Source organism: Streptomyces sp. TAA204 (assembly GCF_000424965.1).
This window is the reverse complement of sequence record NZ_AUKW01000005.1, coordinates 421,562-444,166: the sequence shown is the minus strand read 5'-3', so window position 1 is coordinate 444,166 and position 22,605 is coordinate 421,562. Positions and strand designations below refer to the sequence as shown.

Below are 22,605 nucleotides of genomic sequence, written 5' to 3'. Positions count from 1 at the left end.
CCACGTGTTACTCACCCGTTCGCCACTAATCCACCCCCGAAAGGGCTTCATCGTTCGACTTGCATGTGTTAAGCACGCCGCCAGCGTTCGTCCTGAGCCAGGATCAAACTCTCCGTGAATGCTTCATCAGCAACCACCGAAGAGCGGCACCACCGGGAGGAATCATCCCGGCATGCACAACATCCTCGCTGATCAATCTCAAAGAAACCCCACCCCACAAAACTGTGAGGCACGAGGTATCAACATATCTGGCGTTGACTTTTGGCACACTGTTGAGTTCTCAAAGAACGGACGATCCCTTCAAAACCCCTCACAGGGCCTCTCCGGACGTTTCCCTCTCGGTGTCCACTACTTTAGCGGATTTCCCTGCCGACTCCTAATCGGAGCCCCTGGACCGAATTTCGGCATGCCGAATGCGATCCCGTATGGGAAGTCGTAGGTAGTGTTTGGTCGCATCCGGGGCATCCGCTCGGCTTGACGCCTGGGCGATTGCCTGCCCGGTTTCAGCGACTCGGTCAACGTTAGACCTTCGGTCGACCGGAGTCAAGCGACCTCCGGCGCTGCCGGGGCTGGTGAGCACGGTAGGGGCTCACCGTGGGATCGCCGTCGGTCCAGTACCGCCACGGGTGGAGTGCTCCGGCACCGCCCACACCCGTACGGGGCCCGCTGCGCACCCGGTCGCCAGGGACGGGATCACCGGCCAGGACGCCGAGCGGAGCCTTGTCGTCCGGGGAGCAGAGGTCGATGCCGTTCAGTGCCTTGTCCACGTCCAGCGCCGTCGCCAGTCGCGCCGGGCCCTTGGCAAGCTCCGCGTCGTTGCGGGCCTTGGGCCGGCGTCTGCGGGCGTGTTCCTCCCCGGTCAGGACCTCGCCCGCGCGCAGGAGGACACCGCCGGCGTGGCCCTCCGGTCCGCACACGAGGTTGAGGCTGAACCACATCCCGTAGATGAAGTACACATACGCGTGGCCCGGGGGGCCGAACATCGAGGCGTTGCGGCGGGTGCGCCCGCGGAAGGCGTGCGAGCCGGGGTCCGCCTCCCCCGCGTACGCCTCGACCTCGGTGATGCGCAGGACGATCCGGCTCCCGTCGCCCGTGCGGACCAGATGGCGGCCGAGCAGATCGGGCGCGACCTCGAGGACGGGGCGGTCGAAGAAGGAGCGGGGCAGCGGTGTGTGGCCGCCATCGCTCCTTCGCGTACGGTCTCGGCCAGCGATCATGCCGCCCGAGGGTAACGGAGGAAGGGGAACGTGCTGCGCCTTCGCCGGTTCGGCTCTTGCGTCCGGGATGGAACCGCCGGGGCCCGGAGGGCGTAAGTCGTAGCAGGAACCGCCCGGCTGTGATCGCCGGAGACATGAGAAGTGCCTGGGAGGGACTGGAGAGATGGGTTTCAAGAAGCTGTTCGCGAGTCTGGGCGTCGGAAGTGCGTCGGTGGACACCGTGCTGCACGAGCCGAACGTGGTACCGGGCGGGGTCGTGCAGGGTGAGGTGCACATAGAGGCCGGCTCCGTGGACCAGCAGATCCAGGGGCTGTCCGTCGGCCTCATGGCGAAGGTCGAGGTCGAGACCAACGACGGGGAGATGAAGCAGAACATCGAGTTCGGCCGGCAGCAGCTCGGGGGCGCCCTGGAGCTGAAGGAGGGGGCGAAGCACACCGTGCCCTTCCAGCTCGCCGTGCCGTGGGAGACACCGGTCACGATGTTCATGGGGCAGCAGCTGACCGGCATGAGCATCGGCGTCTCGACCGAGCTGGCGATCGCCCAGGCCGTCGACTCCACGGACATCGACCCGGTGAACGTGCACGCCCTGCCCGCGCAGCAGGCCATCCTGGACGCCTTCGGGTCGCTCGGGTTCCGCTTCAAGTCGGCCGACATGGAGAAGGGGCGCATCCGCGGTACGCGGCAGCAGCTGCCCTTCTACCAGGAGATCGAGTTCTTCGCCCCGCAGCAGTTCCGCGGGCTCTCCCAGGTCGAGCTGTCGTTCGTGGCCGACGGCCACGAGATGGACGTCGTGATGGAGATGGACAAGAAGCCGGGCCTGTTCACCGGTGGCAGCGACTCCTTCCGCGCGTTCCAGGTGAACCTCGCCGACTACCAGGGCACGGACTGGACGGCCTTCATCAACCAGTGGCTGACCGAGGTCGGGGGGCGGCGGAACTGGATGTGATCCGGCGGCCGGACCGGCGGCCGGGCTGAAGTCCTCGTGACCGGCCGGGTGGGGTGCGGCGTACTCGCCGCCCGCCGCCCGGCCGCGTGCCTGTACGGGCCGGGTCAGCCGAGAAGAACGGTCAGCGGCGCGTCGCGCACCGCCCAGTAGCCGACCGCCGCGGTGAAGACGTTGACGGCGGTGGCGGCGGCGTTGGGGTCCGCCTGTTCGAAACCCGGCCAGCCCGCGGTCATCAGCAGATATCCGTTCGTCTCCCCCCACCACGACAGGTCGGTGAGGGAGTCGGCGAGCGCGTCCCAGTTGCGTCCGAACCAGTCGGGCAGCTCCAGCCCCGTGACGCAGCGGTTCATGAACTCCGCCTTGTCGGTCACGTCGCTGAGGTCGATCACGGCGCCGGTCCAGTTCGCGGCCTCCGCCTGCATCAGCACGTCCGGGCCCACGGAGGCGCAGCGGTACACACCGGGCGGAACGGTGCCCTCGAAGAGGCCGGGCAGGCCCTCGTCGGGCAGTTCTGGCAGTTCTGGCAGGTCCACGGGACTGGTCATCGTCGCACCACCGCTTTGCAGGTCTCGTCGTAGCCACCATGGTGACAAAGACCGGGACAATGGCTCGTTAGGCTGGCCGGTGCAGCGATTCGTGCCATCAGGAGGTTCCGACGTGACCGAGCAGAAGCAACCGCCGCTCCCCCACGACTTCCACCCGCCCGTGGCCTCGTTCGAGGTGGTGAGTGAGGACGTCTCCGAGGGCGGCCGGCTGCGTCCGGAGCAGTTGTACGCGAAGGGCAACATCTCCCCCCATCTGCGCTGGGAGGGCTTCCCCCCGGACACCCGCAGCTTCGCGGTGACCTGCTTCGACCCGGACGCCCCCACGGGCAGCGGCTTCTGGCACTGGTCCGTCTTCGACATCCCGGTCTCCGTCACCGAGCTGCCCGCCGGTGCCGGCACGGGTGACATGCCGGGGCTTCCCGAGGGTGCGGTGCACGTACGCAACGACTTCGGGACCCGGGACTTCGGGGGAGCCGCGCCGCCGCCCGGGGACGGTCCGCACCGCTACGTCTTCACCGTCTACGCGGTGGGTGAGGAGAAGCTGGGGCCGGACGCGGACGGCTCCCCCGCATTCGTGGGCTTCAATCTGCGCTTCAAGACCATCGGGCGTGCCCAGTTGATCGGGCTGCACGAGGAGCCCGACGGGAGCTGATCCGGGAGCGGGCAGGGCAGCAAAACCCTTTGCGCCCCGCCGTCCCTGATCGCACAGTGGTGCCGGGCAGCCGGCACCGCAGTGCGGGGACGGCGGGGCGCTCGTGTCTGCGCCGGCCGTCCGCCGGAGTCGGGCCGGGGGCCGGACGACCGCGTCGGCTGCCCCTTGTTCCGCGAAGGCCCGCCGCTGGCTGCCTTCTTTTCATGCCGCTGATTCGGTGCCCGGAGTCGCCGGCTCCCGCAATTCCCTCCGGGGAGGCCGAATTCTCTTCCCGGTGTCCGGATTCCGTGTCCCGCCTTCATCTTTTCCGCCTCTCCGCTCCATCTTCCGTACAGCAGGCTGAAATTGCGTTGTTCCGGAGATCGGGCAACGGCACAGTGGAGCCACCGCCACGGAGGCGGGAGGGAATCGGGGAGGTGCAGGGGATGCGCGAGACACTGGTCCTCAACGCGAGCTTCGAGCCGCTCTCGACGGTCTCGCTGCGACGCGCCGTGGTCCTGGTGATGCAGGACAAGGCTGTCGTGGAGCACTCGCACCCCGGTCTCCGCGTGAGGGCGGCGAGCATCGATCTTCCCGTGCCGCAGGTGATCAGGCTCTGCAGATATGTACGGGTCCCGTTCCGACAACGGGCCCCGTGGTCGCGGCGCGGTGTCCTCGTCAGGGACCGGCACAGGTGCGCGTACTGCGGGCGCCGTGCGACCACGGTGGATCACGTGCTGCCGCGTTCGCAGGGCGGCGCGGACACCTGGCTCAACACGGTCGCGGCCTGCGCGGCGGACAATCACCGTAAGGCTGACCGTACGCCCGCGCAGGCGGGCATGGCGATGTCGGTGAAGCCCTTCGAGCCGACCCCCGCCGACGCGCTGCTTCTGGCACTGGGCCTGCGGGACGGGGAGACGCTGCCCGAGTGGCTCACGGTGTCCGCACCGGCGGCCTCCGCGGCACTGCCCGCCACCGCCTGACCCCGCGCGGAGGGCGTGCCGGACGTGCCGGACGTGCCGGACGTACCGGACGTACCGGACGTACCGCGCGGGCCTCAGCGCAGCAGCAACTGGACGATCGCGACGGTGCCGACCGCCACGATCACGGCCCGCAGCGCGGCCGGCGGCATCCGGCGTCCGATCAGGGCCCCGAACTGGCCGCCGACCGCGCTGCCCACGGCGATCAGCAGGACGGCCGTCCAGTCGAAGTCGGCGACGAAGAGGAAGAAGGCGGCGGCGGCGCCGTTGACGATCGCGCCGAGGACGTTCTTGACGGCGTTGATCCGCTGCAGGCTCTCGTCGAGGAACATCCCCATCAGGGCGAGGTAGATGATGCCCTGGGCGGCACCGAAGTACCCGCCGTAGGCGCTGGCCAGCAGCAGTCCGCCCGGCAGCAGCGCGCCGCCGTTCGGATGAGGCGTGGTGCCGCGCCGCTCACGTCGGCGCTGGGTGAGGCGGGCCAGCCACGGCTGGAGTACGACGAGGAAGAGCGCCACGCCGATGAGGGCGGGGACGATCATGTCGAAGGCGCTGGACGGAAGCGTGATGAGCAGCGCGGCACCGGCGAGGGCTCCGGCGAGAGCGACCACGCCGAGGAGCAGTACGCGCCGCCTCTGCCCCCGCAGTTCGCGCCTGTAGCCGATGGCGCCGCTGACCGAACCGGGAACGAGCCCGAGGGCGTTCGAGACGTTGGCGGTGACGGGCGGAAGGCCGACGGCGAGCAGCACCGGGAAGGTGATCAGGGTTCCGGAGCCGACGATGGTGTTGATGGCTCCGGCGCCGACGCCCGCGACGGCGACGGCGAGTGCCTCCCAGATGGTCACACGAAACGCCCCTCCTGATCAGTGCCTGCACACTGATCATGCATGAGGGGCGTCCGGTGTGCGTCAGCGGGTCTCAGTCGATCTTCGGCCTCTCCCGTGGCGGCTTGACCATGCTCGCCGCGTCCCCGCCGCCGCTGTTGCCTCCGTTGCCGCCGCCCGGCCGGAATCCGTCGAGCGCGCCGCCGAGGCCCTTGAGCGCGTCGCCGATCTCGCTGGGCACGATCCACAGCTTGTTGGCGTCGCCCTCGGCGATCTTCGGGAGCATCTGCAGGTACTGGTACGACAGCAGCTTCTGGTCCGGGTCGCCCGCGTGGATCGACTCGAAGACCGTACGGATGGCCTGCGCCTCGCCCTCGGCGCGCAGGGCAGCGGAGCGGGCCTCGCCCTCGGCGCGCAGGATCGAGGACTGCTTCTCGCCCTCCGCGGTGAGGATGGCCGACTGCCTTACGCCTTCGGCCTGGAGGATGGCCGCGCGCTTGTCGCGGTCGGCGCGCATCTGCTTCTCCATCGAGTCCTGGATGGAGGTCGGCGGCTCGATGGCCTTCAACTCGACGCGGTTGACGCGGATTCCCCACTTTCCGGTGGCCTCGTCGAGCACACCGCGAAGCGCCGCGTTGATCTCCTCACGGGAGGTGAGGGTCCGCTCCAGGTCCATGCCGCCGATGATGTTGCGGAGCGTGGTCACGGTGAGCTGCTCGATCGCCTGGATGTAGCTGGCGACTTCGTACGTGGCGGCGCGGGCGTCGGTGACCTGGTAATAGATGACGGTGTCGATGTTGACGACCAGGTTGTCCTGGGTGATCACCGGCTGCGGGGGGAAGGGCACGACCTGTTCACGCAGGTCGACCCTGTTGCGGACGGTGTCGATGAAGGGGACCACGATGTTCAGGCCCGCGTTGAGCGTACGGGTGTAGCGGCCGAAGCGCTCGACGATGGCGGCGCTGGCCTGCGGGATGACCTGGATCGTCTTGATGAGTGCGATGAAGACAAGCACCACCAGGATGATCAGGACAATGATGATGGCGTCCATCGCCGTCCCCCTGCACGTATGTCACTGATAATGACGTCGATAAGATCGAAGAACATCGTCGCACGGCAACGCGCCGTGTACGTACGGTTGTTGGCCGCTATCCCATCACGATCGCCGTGGCTCCGTCGATCTCGACCACGTCGACCTGGCTGCCCGGCTCGTACGCCTGTCCGCCGTCCAGCGCCCGGGCCGACCAGACCTCGCCGGCCAGCTTGATCCGCCCGCCCTGGCCGTCCACCCGCTCCAGTACGGTCGCCTGCCTTCCGCGCAGCGCGTCCACGCCGCTGCTCATGGCAGGGGGCTGGGTCCGCGAGCGCCGCGCCATGGGCCGTACGACCAATATCAGGGCGCTGGAGACGATCGCGAAGACGAGCACCTGCGCGACCATTCCCCCGCCCAGCCCGGCCGTCACGGCTCCGGCGACACCGCCGACCGCGAGCATTCCGAATTCCGGCATCGCGGTGAGGACGAGTGGAATCCCCAGCCCTACCGCGGCAATCAACCACCACACCCATGCGTCCACACAGCCATGGTAGGCGCGCGCTCAGCTCAGCGGCAGACCCTGAGCGGTCCAGCGGTCGCCCCTCTTCTCCACCACCAGGGGAAGTCCGAAGCAGCGGGAGAGGTTTCGGGAGGTCAGTTCGGTCTCCAGCGGGCCGGCGGCGAGAACCTGTCCCTGGCGGATCATCAGAACGTGGGTGAATCCGGGGGCGATCTCCTCGACATGGTGGGTGACCATGATCATCGAGGGGGCGTACGGATCCCGCGCGAGACGCCCCAGCCGGCGCACCAGGTCCTCCCGCCCGCCGAGGTCGAGGCCGGCCGCCGGCTCGTCCAGGAGCAGCAGTTCGGGGTCGGTCATCATGGCGCGGGCGATGAGGGTCCGCTTGCGTTCGCCCTCGGAGAGGGTGCCGAACCTGCGGTCGAGGTAGTCGCTCATGCCGAGCCGGTCGAGGAAGGCGCGGGCGCGCTCCTCGTCCACCCGCTCGTACTCCTCCTGCCAGTGGGCGGTCATGCCGTACGCGGCCGTGAGCACTGTCCGCAGCACGGTCTGGTTGCGCGGCAGCTTGTCGGCCATGGCGATGCCCGCCATCCCGACGCGCGGGCGGAGTTCGAAGACGTCGACAGCGCCGAGCCGTTCGCCCAGGACCGTGGCGGAGCCCGTGCTCGGGAAGAGATAACTGGAGGCCATGTTCAGCAAGGTGGTCTTGCCGGCGCCGTTGGGACCGAGGATGACCCAGCGCTCGCCCTCCTTGACCGACCAGGAGACGTCGTCCAGCAGAGCGTGGCCGTCGCGGACCACGGATACGTCCACCAGCTCCAGTACTTCGCTCATGAGCGCGTTGTCTCCCATAGCAGTCGCCGTTTCCCGTGCCTTGTGGGCACAGTCCCCAGACAAAACCTACGCCACGCGTTCGACGGCCCGTTCTTTAGGCTGGTCTCATGCTCGACGAACCTCGCTCGGGGCGGCTGGCCGCCTGGGGAAACGCGCTCCTCGCAGGGATGATCTCGCCCGACGAGGCGGCGGACCGGATCGCCGGCGACGACGCCGTGCACCGGGTGGAGCACCTGCCCTCCTCCCCGGGGCCGGACGCGGCACCGGAGCCCTCCCCCGTCGGACTGACACTGGCGCTGGGGCGGCTGCGCTCGCTGGGCACGGCGGGGCTGCGGGTGGCGCTCCCCGCGCCCGGCCATCCGCTGGGGCTGAGCGGTCCGCCGGAGTTCAACTCCCTGGCGCTGGAGGCCGGTGAGGCCGTCGTGGCCACCGGCGCGGGCCTCGGTCTGACGCCCGAGGTGCACGCGGCCGGCCCGGAGGGCGACCAGCATGTGGAGGTGGTCTGGCGCTGCCTTCCCGTACGGGAGGGGCCGCCGGCCGATGTGCCCTCGCTGAGCGAGGCGGAGCGTGAACTGGCCGAGGCGCTGCGGGACGCCACGCAGGTACTCACGGACCTGGACGTGGCGGGGTCCGGGCCGGTCGCCGACGCCGCGCTGGAGGCGTACCGGGCGCGGATGGAGGCGGGGAGGCGGCTGCTGGCGCCCGGATATCCGCCGCGTGCGGTGCGGGTGCTGGAGCTGGCCCAGCGGGTGGGGGCGCTCGTGGCCATCGCCCACGGCCGGGCGGGCGGGGGCGGCGGCACGGGCGACGGCCGTGAGCACGGGGGTGCCGTGAGCGCCTCGCAGATCGCCGCCCGGGCCGAGGCGCTGCGGCCTGTGGAGCGTACGGCGAGGCGGGCGCAGGTCGCCGCGTACAACGCCTACGCGGAGGAGCTCGAGCGCAAGCGGTCGTGAGAAGCGGCGGGCGGAGAGGTGCCGGGCGTCGGGCCGGTCATGTCGCCAGTCCGTGGCGAACGGCCCACAGGGCCGCCTGTGTACGGTCGGCGAGGTCGAGTTTCATCAGGATGTTCGACACATGGGTCTTGACCGTCTTCTCGGAGAGCACCAGGCTGCGGGCGATCTCGCGGTTGGAGCGTCCGTCCGCGATGAGCCCGAGCACCTCGCGCTCCCGGTCGGTCAGGGCGCTGCTCCGGCCGGCGCCGCCGCCCGCCCCGTCCGAGAGCAGCGCGCCCGCCAGCTCGGGCTGGAGCAGCACGTGTCCGGCGTGCACGGAGCGGATGGCGCCCGCGAGAGCGTCCGGGTCGACGTCCTTGTAGACGTAGCCCGCGGCTCCGGCGCGGAGCGCGGGGACGACCGTGCGCTGCTCGGTGAAGCTCGTGACGACGAGAACGCGCGCGGGATTGCCCAGTTCACGAAGGCGCCGCAACGCCCCGATGCCGTCGGTGCCGGGCATCTTCACATCCATCAGGACGATGTCGGGGCGCAGTTCCTCGGCGCGCGCGACACCCTCGTCGCCGTCGACGGCCTCGCCGACCACCTCGATGTCCTCCTGGATCTCGAGGAAGGTGCGCAGGCCGCGCCGTACGACTTGGTGGTCGTCGACGATCAGTACGCGGACGGGGTCAGCCACCGGGCACCTCCAGCTCGATCACGGAGCCCTCACCGGGCTGGGATTCCACGGTCAGCCTGCCGCCCACTCCGCCGGCCCTGTCGCTCATGGAGACCAGTCCCAGGTGGCGTCCCGCTTTGCGCACGGCCTTCGGGTCGAAGCCCCGGCCGTCGTCGCTGACGCGCAGCCGCGCTCCGGTGCTGCCGTAGGAGAGATCGACGCGGACGCGGGTCGCGGAGGCGTGGCGCAGCGCGTTGTGCAGGGCCTCCTGGGCGACGCGCAGCAGCGCCTCGTCCTGGGCGGCGGGCAGCGCGCGCAGGGCGCCGGCGGTGGTGAAGGTGACCTCGGCGGTGTGGGCGCGGTGCAGGACCTGCACCTGGGTGCGCAGGGTGGCGACGAGGCCGTCGTCGTCGAGCGCCGCGGGGCGCAGTTCGACCACGGCCGCACGCAGTTCCTCGGAGGCCTCGGCGGCCATGCGGCCGATCTCGTGCAGTTCGTCCTTCGCCCGCTCCGGGTCGCGGTCGACGAGCGCTGTGGCGGCCTGGGCCGTGAGGCGGAGCGAGAAGAGTTCCTGGGCGACGGCGTCGTGCAGGTCGTGTGCGATGCGGGCGCGCTCTTCGGCGATGGTCAGTTCCCGGCTGCGTTCGTGGAGACGGGCGTTGGTCAGGGCGATGGCGGCGTGCTGGGCGAGGAGGCGCAGCAGCAGTTCGTCCTCGTCGGAGAAGGAGCAGCAGCGGGGCGGGCCGTCCCCGCGGGCGTCATCCGTGCGGACCGGGGCCTGCCGGCTGCTTCCGTGCGGGCAGCGCTTGTTGGCGAGGAAGAGGGCGCCGAGCACGTCCTCACCGTCTGCGACGGGCATGCCGAGGAAGTCGGCCAGTTCGGGGTGCGCCCGGGGCCATCCCTCGAAGCGGGGGTCCGTCCGGACGTCCGCGAGCCGCTGCGGTGTGGCCTCGTGCAGCATCGCGGCGAGGATGCCGTGCTGGCGCGGGAGCGGGCCGATGGCGCGCCACTGCCGGTCCGTCACGCCGTCCACCACGAACTGTGCGAAGCCGCCCTGGTCGTCGGGTACGCCCAGGGCCGCGTACTCGGCGTCCAGCAGGTCGCGGGCGGAGGCGACGATCGTCTGCAGGACCTCGCGCACTTCGAGCTGCCTGTTCATGGCGAGCAGCGCGGCGCTGACTGCGGTCAGCCCTGAGCGGGGGAGCATGCGGTCACCGTACCGGCGGGGCGGCCGGCCGGGATCAGGCGCGGGAAGGGCGCCGGCGTGGGTCGGTGGGACCAGGACCGGAGACCCAGGAGTGTGACCCTGCGTTTATATCTTCTACACACTGCGTACATGTAGCCACTGTGCGGTGTGAGTCACCGCATAGGACCCAGATCACGTACGAGCTTGCTTAGTAGATGTTGTCTACAGACCGGACGTGCAGTGCAGGCACGTCAAGGCATCCGCTCTGCTCCCAATCCACTACCAACGTTAGTAATGGTGATTTTTGCTCGGTGACTGAAGGCAGCTGAGAATTACTGCCGCCGCTGCGGCCACTGTCGCTGCGGTCCGCAAACTGGAAGAGGTTTCCTCCCATGAGCGTTCCCACTCCCGAACGCCACGGCAAGCTGTCCCGTCTGCACAAGATCTCCGCCGCGACCGGTGCGGCGGCAGTCGGAATGACGGCTCTCGCCTTCACCGTCGTCCCAGGTCAGAAGGACAGCGGAAGCGAGAATGCCGGATCGGAGATGGTGGCCGCCCCCGTCGCGTTGCAGACCGCCGCCGAAGGCCCGTCCGCGCAGAAGGTGAGCATCGACGCTCAGACCTCGGCCGCGGACGAACGGGCACGCGCGGACGCCAGGGCCGAAGCGGTGAAGAAGGCCGAAGCACGGGCCGAGAAGCGGGCCGAGGCGGCGGAGCAGGCGAAGAAGGCCGAACGCGACCGCGAGCGCGAGCAGGCCGCGAGCCGGTCCGCGAAGCGCAGCACGTCCTCCGACGCGGCCCCCTCGGGCTCGCCGAAGCAGATCGCCCGGCAGCTGATCGGCAGCGGTTCGCAGTTCCAGTGCTTCTCGAACATCGTCGAGCACGAGAGCGGCTGGGACGTGCACGCCCAGAACCCCAGCGGCGCCTACGGTCTGATGCAGGCGCTGCCCGGCTCCAAGATGTCCTCCGCGGGCCCCGACTGGCGCAACAACGCCGCCACCCAGATCAAGTGGGGGCTGGGCTACATGGAGGACCGCTACGGCAGCCCCTGCGGTGCCTGGTCCTTCTGGCAGTCCAACAACTGGTACTGAGCTCCCCGCAGGGGGCCGCGCACGGGCCCTGCGGCACAGTGCCACGCACGCACACGTGAGGGCGGCGGCTTCCCGGGGGAGGCCGCCGCCCTTCTCGGCGCTCTCGGCGCCGAAGGAATTCGCCTGCGCTGCTACTTGCGCATGACCTCCGGCTCGTGGCGGCGCAGCAGACGCGCCACGACGAAGACCAGCACCACACCGAGCCCCAGCAGGACACCCATGTCCAGCGCGTAGGTGCCGGCAGTGTGCTCCCACAGCGGGTCGGGGTTGCCCTTCTCCCACGGCAGCAGCGTGTTCATGTCGGCGGTGGAGCCCATCGCGGCCACCGCCCAGCGCGACGGCATCAGCCAGGCGAACTGCGCGACGCCTGGGGTGTCGAAGAGCTGGAAGAGGACACCGGTGAAGACGACCTGGACGATGGCGAACATCACCAGCAGCGGCATGGTCTTCTCGGCGGTCTTCACCAGCGAGGAGATGATCAGGCCGAACATCATCGAGGTGAAGCCGAGCGTGATGACGGCGAGCGTCATCTCCAGGGCCGGCAGGTTCTCCGCGACGACGCCCTCCTCGGGCAGCTCGCGCGGGCCGAAGCCGATGGCGGCGATGATCAGGCCCTGCACGGCCGTGACGATCCCGAGCACGATCACCTTGGACATCAGGTAGGCCGAGCGCGAGAGGCCGGTGGCCCGTTCACGCTCGTAGATGACCCGCTCCTTGATCAGCTCGCGGACGGAGTTCGCCGCACCCGAGAAGCACATGCCGACCGCGAGGATGAGCATGATCGTACTGGCGTCGCGGTTGGTGAGGGCCTTGCGCTCCGGCCCGTAACCGAGCCCGAAGTCGCTCGGGATCAGCGTGCTGACCCCGCCCAGGACGACGGGCAGGATCACCGTCAGCGCGAGGAAGCCCCTGTCGGAGGCGATGACCGAGACGTAGCGGCGCACCAGTGTCCAGAACTGCGAGCCCCAGCTCTGCGGCTTCTGCGTACGGGCGGGGGGCGCCTGCTGCTGCGCGAGCTGCTGCGGTGCGACCGAGTCGAGGTCGGCGGCGTACATCTGGTAGTGCTGGGAGCCCTGCCAGCGGCCCATCCAGTCGTAGTCGCGGTAGTTCTCGAAGGCCGAGAAGACATCCGCCCAGGTGCCGTATCCGAAGAAGTTCAGCGCCTCCTCCGGCGGCCCGAAGTAGGCCACGCCGCCGCCCGGCGCCATCACCAGCAGCCTGTCGCACAGGCCGAGTTCGGCCACCGAGTGGGTGACGACGAGGCACGTGCGGCCGTCGTCGGCGAGCCCGCGCAGAAGCTGCATGACGTCGCGGTCCATACCCGGGTCGAGGCCGGAGGTGGGCTCGTCGAGGAAGATCAGCGACGGCTTCGTCAGCAGCTCCAGGGCGACCGAGACGCGCTTGCGCTGGCCGCCGGAGAGCGAGGTGACCTTCTTGTCCGCGTGGATGTCGAGCTTGAGTTCGGCGAGGACCTCCTCGACACGGGCGTTGCGCTCCGCCTCCGCCACGTCACCGGGGAAGCGCAGCCGCGCGGCGTAGCGCAGGGCGGTGCGCACCCGCAGCTCCTTGTGCAGGATGTCGTCCTGCGGAACCAGGCCGATGCGCTGCCGCAGTTCGGCGAAGTGCTGGTAGAGGTTGCGGTTGTCGTAGAGGACCTCGCCCACATCCGCGGGGCGGTAGCCGGTCAGGGCACGCAGGAGTGTCGACTTGCCCGAGCCCGACGGGCCGATCACGCCGATCAGCGACTTCTCCGGGACGCCGAAGGTGACGTTGTTCAGGATCACCTTGTCGTTGTCGACCTTCACCGTGAGGTGCCGGGCCGAGAAGGAGACCTCACCGGTGTCGACGAACTCCTCCAGCCGGTCACCGACCAGCCGGAACGTGGAGTGGCCGACGCCGACGGTGTCCTGCGCGGTGATGACGGCGGAACCGGACTTGGGCAGCGGCTGGCCGTTGACGTACGTGCCGTTGTGGCTGCCCAGGTCGTGGATCTCGAAGCGGCCCTGGGGCGTGGCGCGGAACTCCGCGTGGTGCCGGGAGACCTGGAGGTCGGAGACCACCAGTTCGTTCTCCAGCGAACGGCCGATCCGCATGACACGGCCCAGGGAGAGCTGGTGGAAGGTGGTGGGGCTGCGGTCCCCGCCCTGCGGGTGCGGCGGCGGGGCGGCCGGGCCACCGTGGCCCTGCGCCGCTGGTCCGCCGTGCTGGTGCATGTGCGCCTGCGCACGGGCCTGCTGCGGCACGGGAGGCTGCTGCACGGGCTGCTGCTGCGGCATCTGCTGCTGCGCGGGCGGCGGCCCGGCCGCGTGGCCCTGCTGGGGCACGCCCGGCTGCTGCTGCCAGCCGGGGCTGGGCTGCGGCTGCTGCCCCCAGCCGGGGCCGGCGGGTCCGCCCGGCCCGGGCTGCACGCCTCCGCCCGGTGCTCCCCCCGCTTGCCGCTGGGGCGCCTGGTGCGGCTCCGGTGCGACGGTGTGGGCGCTGTGGACGTCCGCACCCGGGGCGCCGGCCGCGCCCGTCCCCGAGAGGTCCAGCCGCGGACCGTCGGTGGCGTTGCCCAAGTGGACGCTCATGCCGGGGGCGAGTTCCATCTGCTGGATGCGCTGCCCGCGCGCGTACGAGCCGTTGGTGCTGCCCTGGTCCTCGATGATCCAGCCACGCCCGCCCCAGCGGATCGTGGCGTGCCGCCAGGAGACCCTGGCGTCGTCGATCACCACGTCACCGTGCGGATCGCGGCCCAGGCTGTAAGCCCTGGACGGTTCGAGCGTCCAGGTTTGTCCGTTCAATTCCAGTACGAGTTCCGGCACTCCATGCCCCAAAAGTTGTCCCCCGAGTGACTCCCCGAACCGGGAGCCTAGGGATGGTGAACATCGGGAGGAACTATTTCAGGCCCGCACCCCGGACAGGAAGTCGGCCCATGTCACAACCCCACTTCGTCCGTGACGGGCCCGGAACGGCCACCGCGGGAGGCGGAATGCGGCCACCGTCCGTCGTGAACGAGCCGGAGCGCCGGAATCCGGGCAGAGTTCCGGGCGGATGGCAGCCCCGGCAGGTGGCGCGGGCCGCGCAGCGATACCGTAAGAACATCATGACCACATCGCCGGCCACTCCGCCTTCGTACGCCGACACCCCCACCCTTCTGGTCAAGATCTTCGGCAGGGACCGGCCGGGCATCACCGCCGGACTCTTCGACACCCTCGCCGCCTTCGCGGTGGAGGTCGTCGACATCGAGCAGCTCGTGACCCGGGGCCGCATCACGCTGTGCGCCCTGGTGACCGCCCCGGGCACGGAGACGGGCGGCGGAGCGTCCACCGCGAGTGAGGGCGAACTGCGGGCCACCGTGCACGGCTGGGCGGAGTCGATGGGCCTGGAGGCGGAGATCATCTCCGGCACGGGCGACAACAAGCCGCGCGGCACCGGCCGTTCACATGTGACCGTGCTGGGACAGCCGCTCACCGCCCGGTCGGCCTCCGCCATCGCCGCCAGCATCACCGCCACCGGCGGCAACATCGACCGTATCTTCCGGCTCGCGAAATACCCGGTCACGGCCGTCGAGTTCGACGTCTCCGGCACCGAGACCTCCACGCTGCGCACCTCGCTCGCGCTGGAGGCGGCCAGGCACCGCGTCGACATCGCGGTCGTCGCCTCCGGGCTGCAGCGCCGTGCGCAGCGGCTGGTCGTCATGGACGTCGACTCCACCCTCATCCAGGACGAGGTGATCGAACTCTTCGCCGCTCACGCGGGATGCGAGGAAGAGGTCGCCGAGGTCACCGCACGCGCGATGCGCGGCGAGCTGGACTTCGAGCAGTCCCTCCACGCGCGGGTGGCACTGCTGGAAGGGCTGGACGCATCGGTGGCGGAGACCGTGCGCAAGGACGTACGGCTCACGCCCGGCGCACGGACCCTGGTGCGCACCCTCAAGCGTCTCGGGTACCAGGTGGGCGTCGTCTCCGGCGGCTTCACCCAGATCACCGACGCCCTGCGGGACGAACTCGGCCTCGACTTCGCCGCCGCCAACACCCTCGAGGTCGTGGACGGCAAGCTCACCGGCCGCGTCACCGGCGACATAGTGGACCGGGAGGGCAAGACACGGCTGCTGCGCCGCTTCGCAGCCGAGGCGGGCGTACCCCTGATGCAGACGGTCGCGATCGGAGACGGCGCGAACGACCTGGGCATGCTCAACGCCGCGGGGCTCGGGGTGGCCTTCAACGCGAAGCCGGTGGTCCGCGAGGCGGCGCACACCGCCGTCAACGTGCCCTTCCTGGACACCGTCCTGTATCTGCTGGGCGTGACGCGGGAAGAGGTCGAGGCCGCCGACTGCAGCAGCGACGACGACCGCACCGGCCCTGGCGACGCGGAGAGCCAACTCCTCCGGGGCGGCGACTGAACGGCGGTCCGGCGGCGGCCGACGGGGCGACAGCGTTGCACCGGAGGCGTCCCGACGGCCCCCGTGACCCTCGCGCGGGCGCGCGCCGGTCACGGATCAGACCGGCCGCCCTCCCGGCAACCTTCAGCCGTCCACCGGCCCGTCCTCCCGGGCATGTTGCCCGGACCAGACGCTCACTCGTGCGGTTCGTGCGGCGCCCAGTACTCGCTCAGCGTGGCCACGCCCGGCTCGACGGACTTCCACGAGCCGTCGAAGCGGAGCACGGCGACCGCCGACGTGGGGAAGCCGTTGCGCGCCATGCGCTCACCGGCGTCGCCCTCGGCGGCACCCGAGAGCGCCTCGGCAACTCCCTGGATTCCGGGGTTGTGTCCGACCACGAGCAGGTCGTGCACGTCCTCGTCCACGTCGTTGAGCACTGCGATGATCTCGCCGGGAGAGGCCTCGTACAGCCGCTCCTCGTAGACGGTCCTGGGGCGGTGGGGAAGGTGGTGGACGGCCAGCTTCCAGGTCTCACGGGTGCGGACGGCGGTCGAGCAGAGGGTCAGCCCGGGGTCGACGCCGTGTGCGGCGAGCCACTCACCCACCGCCGGGGCGTCCTTGCGGCCCCGGTCCGCGAGAGGACGCTCGTGGTCTGCCACCTCTGGCCAGTCGGCCTTGGCGTGCCGGACAAGGACGATACTGCGGGGAAGATCGACGCTCATGCATCCCAGCTTCGCATGAAACGCCGCGCGGAGCGGAGGGTGTTGACAGAGCACGAAGGGCTGACGTCTCCCGTGCGTCAGCCCAGCAGGGCCTGCTCCACCCGCTCGAGGACCTGGGCGAGCACGTACACCCCGGCCCGGCCTTCCGCGGCGTTCGCCTCCCCGCCGCCGAGGAGCGGGGCGAGCAGCACGGCGAAGGCCAGGACCGGCAGCACCGCGGCCCACCAGGGCAGCCGTGTCTGCCCGCCGGCGGGGCGGGTGTGCGTGCGGGCAGCGCTTCCGCCGGGTGCGGGCCGGGTGCGGGCACGGGCCGTGGTCATGGCCTCGCCCTCCTCATTCCGTGAGTCGTCGAGCGTGTACCCACACGCTACGAAGACGGGGCGTGCCCTCCCATCCGGTGAGCCACCCACTTCCCCCTGACCCAGCCCCCCTAGGGGGGTGGGGCCAGCACCACCACGGTGCGCGGGGCGGGTGGCTCGGGCTGCCTCGGGGCCGGCGGTCCGGGACGGTTCAGGGGGCGGCGATGCTCGCGATCACCCCGATGACGACCATGATTCCGAAGATCACGCCGACGATGAGGAGCAGCTTCTTCTGCCCGTTCTGCGGCTCGGGTTCCAGCAGTGGCATACCGGCCAGTGTCGCACTCAGCGTCCGTCCTCGATCACGCGGTCCCGGCCGGCCAGTACGCCCATCACCGTCTGCGCGAGCAGCAGCGCCGTCATCAGCATCAGCGGTAGGTGCCAGCCGCCGCTCGCGTCGCGCAGTGCCCCGACGAGCAGCGGGCCGGGGACGGAGAGCAGATAGCCCGTGCTCTGTGCGAAGGCGGAGAGCTTGACCACCCCGGCGCTGGACCGCGAGCGCAGGCTGATCATCGTGAGCGCGACGGGGAAGGCGCAGTTGGCGATACCCAGCAGCAGCGCCCACAGCCAGGCTCCGGCGGCGGGGGCGAACCACAGCCCGGCATACCCCGTCAGCCCGCACAGGGCGAGCACGACGACCAGCGGGCCCTGATGCCGCATACGGGTCGCGAGCCTGGGCACCACGAACGCCAGCGGCACACCCATGCCCATGGTCAGGGCGAGCATCAGGCCCGCCGAGGAGGCGGAGACCCCCGCGTCCCTGAATATCTGCGGCAGCCAGCCCAGGACGATGTACGCGGCGGAGGCCTGGAGCCCGAAGAACCCGCTGAGCGCCCAGGCGGTGGGTGAGGCGCCGATGCGGATGCGGGCGGGCGCGGACGCGGGAGCGCCCGCCGGGGCGCCGCTGCCCGCCGCGGGCGGGGGACGGCGGCTGCCCGGGTCCTTGAGGACGGCGGCCCAGGGCAGGATCGCGAGTACGCCGAGCAGCGCCCAGGCACCCAGTCCCGCACGCCAACTGCCGCCCAGGGCGCCGGTCATGGGTACGGTCACGGCCGCGGCGCACGCCGTGCCGAGCGCGAGCCCCATCGAGTACAGGCCCGTCATCGAACCGACACGGTGGGGGAACCAGCGCTTGACCACCACCGGCATCAGCACGTTGCTCACCGCGATACCGGCCAGGGCGAGCGCGCTGGAGGCGAGGAAGGTGCCGGTGCCGCCGGCGAGGGGGCGCAGCGCGAGTCCCGCGGTGATGGCGACCATGCCCGCCAGTACCACCGGGGCGGACCCGCGGCGACGCGCGAGCCGTGGTGCGAGGCTGCCGAAGGCGGCGAAGCACAGCGCGGGCGCGGACGTCAGCAGCCCGGCGACGAGGCCGCTCATGCCGAGGTCGGCCCGCACCTCCTTCAGCAGGGGCCCGAGCGCGGATATGGCGGGCCGGAGGTTGAGGGCGGCGAGGAGGAGTCCGGCGGCGACGAGGCCCGCCACCCAGCGCGGGACGTCCGGGGAGCCGCCCGTGGCGGCTTTCCCGGATACCGGGGAACCGTCGGTGTTCTTCAGGCCTTCTTCCGTCATCGCCATGGAACCCATCATAGAATCATGGGATGAATGGACGTTACCGCGTCCCGCCACGCCAGAGAACCCGCCGGAACCCGCCGGCGAACTCCTCCCGGGAGAGAGATGACCCTGTCCTCGCCGCAGCGCTCCGCCCTGTCCGACCAGGTGATCTCCGCGCTGCGCGCCCAGATCACCTCGGGAGAGTGGCCGGTCGGCGCCCGTATCCCCACCGAGCCCGAACTCGTGGACCAGCTCGGGGTGGCCCGCAACACCGTCCGCGAGGCGGTGCGCGCGCTCGCGCACAACGGTCTGCTGGACATCCGGCAGGGCTCGGGCACCTACGTCGTGGCGACCAGTGAGCTGGCCGGGGTGATGCACCGCCGCTTCGCGGACGCCGATCCGCGTCATGTCGCCGAGATGCGGGCCACCCTGGAGTCCTCCGGCGCACGGCTGGCTGCGCTGCGGCGCACGCAGAGCGACCTGGGACAGCTCGACGCGCTGCTGGAGCGGCGCGAGGCGGCCTGGGTCTCCGGGGACGTCGAACGCTTCGTGGAGGCCGACGCGGGACTGCACCTCGGGGTCGTCGCCGCGTCGCACAACGAGGTGCTGACCGCCGTCTACGCCGACCTCGGCGAGGTGATGCGCGACTTCCTCCGCACGGATGTGGGCGAGGAGCTGCGCCCCGGGAAGCACATGGATCACGCGGGTCTGATCGAGGCAGTCAGGGCGGGCGATCCGGAGGCGGCGGCGAGCGAGGCCGCTTCTCACACGAAGGAGTGGGGCTGCGGGGTGCGGGGGACAGCTCGGGGCTGACGCTGCCGCTGGAGCATACGCGCAAGGGCCCGGTACCGGGACGCGGGTGCGTCCGGATGCCGGGCCCTACGCCGGGAAGCGGGCGCGCGTACAGACGCGCCGGCGTCCCCGTCGCTCAGGCGCCCATCATGTGCACGCCGCCGTCGACGTGGACGATCTCCCCCGTCGTCTTCGGGAAGAAGTCCGAGAGCAGACCGACGACTCCGCGCCCGGTCGGCTCGGGGTCGCTCAGGTCCCAGCCGATCGGGGCGCGGTGGTTCCACACCTCCGCCAACTCCTCGAAGCCCGGGATGGACTTGGCCGCCATCGACCTGACCGGCCCGGCGGAGACGAGGTTGCACCGCACGTTCCGCCCGCCCAGATCGCGCGCCAGATAGCGGTTGGTCGACTCCAGAGCCGCCTTGGCCACGCCCATCCAGTCGTACTTGGGCCAGGCGATCTGCGCGTCGAAGGTCAGGCCGACCACGGAGCCGCCGCGCGGCATCAGCGGAAGGCAGGCCGTGGTCAGGGACTTGAGCGAGTACGCGGAGATCTGTACGGCCGTGGCGACGTCCTCCCAGCTCGCTTCGAGGAAGTTGAAGACGCCCTCCGGTCCGAAGGCGATGGAGTGGACGATGCCGTCCAGTTCGCCGACGTGCTCGCCGACCCTGTCGGCGAGGGAGTCGAGGTGCTCCTGGTTCGTCACGTCCAGCTCGATGACGGGAGCTTCCTTCGGGAGACGCTTGGCGATCCGCCGGACCAGGCTGAGGCGTCCGAATCCGGTCAGTACGACCTCCGCGCCCTCCTCCTGGGCGATCTTCGCGGCGTGGAAGGCGATCGACCCGTCCGTGAGGACTCCCGTGACGAGGATGCGCTTGCCTGCGAGGATTCCGCTCATCTTCAGTGGCCCATGCCCAATCCGCCGTCGACAGGAATGACGGCTCCGGTGATGTACGCGGCTTCGTCGGAGGCGAGGAAGCGGACGGAGGCGGCGACCTCCTCGGGCTGGGCGTAACGGCCCAGCGGCACCTGCTCGACGATGTTCGCGCGCTGTTCGTCTGTGAGGGCCTGCGTCATGTCGGTGTCGACGAAGCCGGGCGCGATCACATTGCAGGTGATGTTACGTGAGCCCAGCTCACGGGCGAGCGAGCGGGCGAAGCCGACCAGACCGGCCTTGGACGCGGCGTAGTTGGACTGTCCCGCGGAGCCGAGCAGCCCGACCACGGAGGAGATCAGCACGATACGACCGGTGCGCGCCCGCAGCATCCGCTTGGCGGCGCGCTTGGTGACCCGGAAGGTGCCGGTGAGGTTGGTCTCCAGCACCGAGCTGAAGTCCTCCTCGGACATCCGCAGCAGCAACTGGTCGCGCGTCACACCGGCGTTGGCGACCAGTACCTCGACGGGGCCGTGCTTCTCCTCGATCTCCTTGTAGGCCCCCTCCACCTGTTCGGGGTCGGTGATGTCGCACCTGACCGCCAGGAAGCCCTCCGGCGGCTCCCCCGAGCGGTAGGTGACGGCAACCTTGTCCCCTGCGTCGACGAAGGCGCGGGCGATGGCAAGGCCGATGCCCCGGTTGCCTCCGGTGACGAGTACGGAGCGGCTCAAGGTGGGTCCACCCTTTCTGCGGTCTCCGTGTCCCGCGCGCAGTGGGCGCCGGCCACGGCCGATGTCTGTCCGTACGCAAACTATCGGCCGGGACCGCCTTCCAGTGACTCGGGCAGCGACAGGGGGCCGCGCGGGCTCCTGTCGGATCTCTACAGTCCGACGACGGTGCCGGCGGGCCTGGCGAGGCACGTGGCGGGCTGCGGGAACGCTCACACCGGGAACACCCGGCGGGGAAAGCTCTGCCTGCCGCCCGTACGAGGGCCGCAACTCACAAGGAGCGCCCGCGCACGAATAGAATCTCGGGCGGCCCCTTCCACATACGACTCCCCAGGACAGAACGTGACACGCCTCGGCGACTCCGTACAGCGCGCCAGCCAGCTGCTGACGCAGGACCTCTCATCCGACGAGACCGTCGAGCGGCTGCTCGCGGAGACGGGGTCGCGGCGCCGTCTCGATCTGAGTGATCTTCCCGCGAAGGAGCAGGCGGCACTGGTCGGTGCGCGCGCGGTGGACGTGCTGCCGGGTGTGGACAAGCTCGCCGAGGAGATCGAGGCGAAGCGCGCGCAGGGCAAGGGACTGCACGTGAAACTGGGCATCGACCCGACCTCGGCCGATGTCCATCTCGGTCACGCCGTCCCCATCATCGTCCTCAGCCGCTTCCAGCGGATGGGGCACGACGTCACGCTGATCATCGGCGACTTCACCGCGAAGATCGGCGACCCCTCAGGACGTACGGCCGAGCGCCCGGCCCTGACGGACGAGGACATCGCCAAGAACCTCTCGGGCTACCAGGACCAGGTCAGGCCCTTCTTCGACTTCGAGCGGGTGAGCTTCCGCCACAACAGCGACTGGCTCGGCAGGATCGGCTTCGCGCAGCTGATCACCCTGCTCGCGCAGGTGCCCGCCTCGGCGCTGCTGCAGCGCGACGACTTCCGCAACCGGCTCGCGCAGGGTTCCGGACTGACCATGTCCGAGCTGATCTACCCGGTGGCGATGGCGATGGACTCCGTCGAGCTGGACTGCGACATCGAACTCGGCGGCGTCGACCAGCTCTTGAACATGCAGATGGGCCGCCGTGTGATGGAACTGCACGACCAGCGGCCGCAGATGGTCGCGTCCATGCCGCTGATCGAGGGCACGGACGGCTCGGGCGCCAAGATGTCGAAGTCCAAGGACAACTACATCGGGCTCACGGCCGACGCGGACGACGTCTTCGGGAAGATCATGTCAATTCCGGACCGGCTGACGGTGCCGTACCTGCGCGCCTGGACGGAGTGGACGGACCCCGAGATCGACCGGGCGACCGCCCGTGTCGAGGCGAAGTCGCTGCACCCGATGGACCTGAAGAAGATCCTCGCGGGCGAGGTCGTCACCGCACTGCACGGCGCGGACGCGGCGAAGGCGGCCCGCGCCGGCTTCACCGCGCAGTTCTCCAGGAAGACCTTCGGGGACCTGGAGGCACTGCCGTCCGTGGACGCCGGTGTCCACGGCGGCGAGGGCATCGCCGCGATCCTCACGCGCGTCCTGGAGTTCACACCGAGCGCGTCTGCGGCCCGGCGTATCGCGAAGCAGAACGGGCTGAGGCTCGTCGTCGAGACGGCCGGCGGAAGCGGCGAGCAGCGCTCCATCGTGCTGCCCGAGGCGGACGCGCTGCGCCCGCTCGCCGAGGTCGTGCCGGAGAAGCTGGCCGAGGCAGGGGTGAGCGGAACGGTGTACCTCAAGGCCGGGCGGCGGGTCGCCCAGATCGACGGGCTGTGAGGACGCTCCCGCACCCGGCGTCGCCGTGGTCGGGCGG

At 70.3% G+C, this 22,605-nt stretch carries 23 protein-coding genes and 1 rRNA gene; 8 read left to right on the top strand and 16 right to left on the bottom strand.

The genetic code is table 11. From position 1 onward, the window contains the following. Both H343_RS0112800 and H343_RS0112795 read right to left on the bottom strand, forming a co-directional pair. Positions 1 to 119: ribosomal RNA gene (locus H343_RS0112800) — 16S ribosomal RNA — on the bottom strand; the annotation flags it as partial. 402 nt (positions 120 to 521) lie between these two features. Then, positions 522 to 1,217, bottom strand: coding sequence for a DNA-3-methyladenine glycosylase (locus H343_RS0112795; RefSeq protein ID WP_028431479.1), 696 nt, complete (start codon positions 1,215 to 1,217; stop codon positions 522 to 524). A 163-nt stretch (positions 1,218 to 1,380) separates the two neighbouring features. Here H343_RS0112795 and H343_RS0112790 point away from each other — a divergent pair, with 163 nt between their 5' ends. After that, entirely contained in the window at positions 1,381 to 2,163 is a 783-nt protein-coding gene (locus H343_RS0112790) for a sporulation protein (protein ID WP_028431478.1), read from the top strand. 104 nt (positions 2,164 to 2,267) lie between these two features. Here the strand turns inward: H343_RS0112790 and H343_RS0112785 are convergent, their stop codons facing one another. Further along, positions 2,268 to 2,708: a barstar family protein gene (locus H343_RS0112785; RefSeq protein WP_028431477.1), complete on the bottom strand. Its 441-nt coding sequence runs from the start codon at positions 2,706 to 2,708 to the stop codon at positions 2,268 to 2,270. Between the two features lie 112 nt (positions 2,709 to 2,820). Between H343_RS0112785 and H343_RS0112780 the strand changes: the two genes are divergently transcribed. Together H343_RS0112780 and H343_RS0112775 are read left to right on the top strand one after the other, a co-directional pair. After that, positions 2,821 to 3,360, top strand: a complete 540-nt coding sequence (locus H343_RS0112780) for a YbhB/YbcL family Raf kinase inhibitor-like protein (protein WP_028431476.1) — start codon at positions 2,821 to 2,823, stop codon at positions 3,358 to 3,360. A 425-nt stretch (positions 3,361 to 3,785) separates the two neighbouring features. After that, positions 3,786 to 4,322: an HNH endonuclease gene (locus tag H343_RS0112775; protein ID WP_028431475.1), complete on the top strand. Its 537-nt coding sequence runs from the start codon at positions 3,786 to 3,788 to the stop codon at positions 4,320 to 4,322. Between the two features lie 74 nt (positions 4,323 to 4,396). On the opposite strand, the gene H343_RS0112770 is transcribed toward H343_RS0112775, so the two are convergent. The 4 genes from H343_RS0112770 to H343_RS0112755 form a co-directional block, all read right to left on the bottom strand. Beyond that, positions 4,397 to 5,164, bottom strand: coding sequence for a sulfite exporter TauE/SafE family protein (locus tag H343_RS0112770; RefSeq protein ID WP_028431474.1), 768 nt, complete (start codon positions 5,162 to 5,164; stop codon positions 4,397 to 4,399). Positions 5,165 to 5,237: 73 nt separating this feature from the next. Next, positions 5,238 to 6,194, bottom strand: coding sequence for an SPFH domain-containing protein (locus H343_RS0112765; RefSeq protein ID WP_028431473.1), 957 nt, complete (start codon positions 6,192 to 6,194; stop codon positions 5,238 to 5,240). A gap of 97 nt (positions 6,195 to 6,291) precedes the next feature. Beyond that, the gene (locus H343_RS0112760) at positions 6,292 to 6,717 is read right to left on the bottom strand and encodes an NfeD family protein (RefSeq protein ID WP_037903476.1); all 426 of its coding nucleotides are present in this window, start codon (positions 6,715 to 6,717) and stop codon (positions 6,292 to 6,294) included. 21 nt (positions 6,718 to 6,738) lie between these two features. Continuing rightward, a complete protein-coding gene (locus tag H343_RS0112755; RefSeq protein ID WP_028431471.1) occupies positions 6,739 to 7,530 on the bottom strand; it encodes an ABC transporter ATP-binding protein in 792 nt (263 codons plus the stop codon). A 107-nt stretch (positions 7,531 to 7,637) separates the two neighbouring features. Here H343_RS0112755 and H343_RS0112750 point away from each other — a divergent pair, with 107 nt between their 5' ends. Then, on the top strand, positions 7,638 to 8,483 hold the full coding sequence (locus H343_RS0112750) for a hypothetical protein (RefSeq protein ID WP_028431470.1): 846 nt from the start codon (positions 7,638 to 7,640) through the stop codon (positions 8,481 to 8,483). Between the two features lie 37 nt (positions 8,484 to 8,520). On the opposite strand, the gene H343_RS0112745 is transcribed toward H343_RS0112750, so the two are convergent. Both H343_RS0112745 and H343_RS0112740 read right to left on the bottom strand, forming a co-directional pair. Beyond that, the gene (locus H343_RS0112745) at positions 8,521 to 9,159 is read right to left on the bottom strand and encodes a response regulator transcription factor (RefSeq protein ID WP_028431469.1); all 639 of its coding nucleotides are present in this window, start codon (positions 9,157 to 9,159) and stop codon (positions 8,521 to 8,523) included. Further along, a complete protein-coding gene (locus tag H343_RS0112740; RefSeq protein ID WP_028431468.1) occupies positions 9,152 to 10,345 on the bottom strand; it encodes a GAF domain-containing sensor histidine kinase in 1,194 nt (397 codons plus the stop codon). Before H343_RS0112740 ends, H343_RS0112745 begins: the two co-directional genes overlap by 8 nt. Positions 10,346 to 10,716: 371 nt before the next feature. Between H343_RS0112740 and H343_RS0112735 the strand changes: the two genes are divergently transcribed. After that, positions 10,717 to 11,415, top strand: a complete 699-nt coding sequence (locus H343_RS0112735) for a lytic transglycosylase domain-containing protein (protein ID WP_051265066.1) — start codon at positions 10,717 to 10,719, stop codon at positions 11,413 to 11,415. 131 nt (positions 11,416 to 11,546) lie between these two features. Here H343_RS0112735 and H343_RS0112730 read toward each other — a convergent pair whose 3' ends face one another. Further along, positions 11,547 to 14,219 (bottom strand): FHA domain-containing protein, encoded by a 2,673-nt coding sequence (locus H343_RS0112730; RefSeq protein WP_028431466.1) that lies wholly within the window; start codon positions 14,217 to 14,219, stop codon positions 11,547 to 11,549. Between the two features lie 281 nt (positions 14,220 to 14,500). On the opposite strand from H343_RS0112730, the gene serB reads away from it, so the two are divergent. Continuing rightward, positions 14,501 to 15,799 (top strand): phosphoserine phosphatase SerB, encoded by a 1,299-nt coding sequence (gene serB, locus H343_RS30335; RefSeq protein ID WP_078505537.1) that lies wholly within the window; start codon positions 14,501 to 14,503, stop codon positions 15,797 to 15,799. Between the two features lie 173 nt (positions 15,800 to 15,972). On the opposite strand, the gene H343_RS0112720 is transcribed toward serB, so the two are convergent. The 4 genes from H343_RS0112720 to H343_RS0112705 all read right to left on the bottom strand — a co-directional run bounded on the left by H343_RS0112720 (position 15,973) and on the right by H343_RS0112705 (position 18,446). Continuing rightward, positions 15,973 to 16,500 carry a SixA phosphatase family protein gene (locus tag H343_RS0112720; RefSeq protein ID WP_028431465.1) on the bottom strand — a complete coding sequence of 176 codons (528 nt, stop codon included), beginning with the start codon at positions 16,498 to 16,500 and terminating at the stop codon, positions 15,973 to 15,975. Between the two features lie 77 nt (positions 16,501 to 16,577). Continuing rightward, the gene (locus H343_RS0112715; protein ID WP_028431464.1) at positions 16,578 to 16,820 is read right to left on the bottom strand and encodes a hypothetical protein; all 243 of its coding nucleotides are present in this window, start codon (positions 16,818 to 16,820) and stop codon (positions 16,578 to 16,580) included. Positions 16,821 to 17,010: 190 nt separating this feature from the next. Continuing rightward, a complete protein-coding gene (locus tag H343_RS35905) occupies positions 17,011 to 17,127 on the bottom strand; it encodes an SGM_5486 family transporter-associated protein (RefSeq protein ID WP_486586885.1) in 117 nt (38 codons plus the stop codon). A 17-nt stretch (positions 17,128 to 17,144) separates the two neighbouring features. Further along, positions 17,145 to 18,446, bottom strand: a complete 1,302-nt coding sequence (locus H343_RS0112705) for a CynX/NimT family MFS transporter (RefSeq protein WP_486586889.1) — start codon at positions 18,444 to 18,446, stop codon at positions 17,145 to 17,147. Positions 18,447 to 18,536: 90 nt separating this feature from the next. Between H343_RS0112705 and H343_RS0112700 the strand changes: the two genes are divergently transcribed. Continuing rightward, positions 18,537 to 19,226 (top strand): FadR/GntR family transcriptional regulator, encoded by a 690-nt coding sequence (locus tag H343_RS0112700; RefSeq protein ID WP_028431462.1) that lies wholly within the window; start codon positions 18,537 to 18,539, stop codon positions 19,224 to 19,226. A 115-nt stretch (positions 19,227 to 19,341) separates the two neighbouring features. Here H343_RS0112700 and fabI read toward each other — a convergent pair whose 3' ends face one another. Both fabI and fabG read right to left on the bottom strand, forming a co-directional pair. After that, the gene (gene fabI / locus H343_RS0112695; RefSeq protein ID WP_028431461.1) at positions 19,342 to 20,103 is read right to left on the bottom strand and encodes an enoyl-ACP reductase FabI; all 762 of its coding nucleotides are present in this window, start codon (positions 20,101 to 20,103) and stop codon (positions 19,342 to 19,344) included. Between the two features lie 2 nt (positions 20,104 to 20,105). Further along, positions 20,106 to 20,810, bottom strand: a complete 705-nt coding sequence (fabG, locus tag H343_RS0112690) for a 3-oxoacyl-[acyl-carrier-protein] reductase (protein ID WP_028431460.1) — start codon at positions 20,808 to 20,810, stop codon at positions 20,106 to 20,108. Positions 20,811 to 21,149: 339 nt separating this feature from the next. Here fabG and tyrS point away from each other — a divergent pair, with 339 nt between their 5' ends. Further along, complete coding sequence (gene tyrS, locus H343_RS0112685; RefSeq protein ID WP_028431459.1) at positions 21,150 to 22,568, top strand: tyrosine--tRNA ligase; 1,419 nt, start codon at positions 21,150 to 21,152, stop codon at positions 22,566 to 22,568. The last annotated feature ends 37 nt before the right edge of the window (positions 22,569 to 22,605 follow it).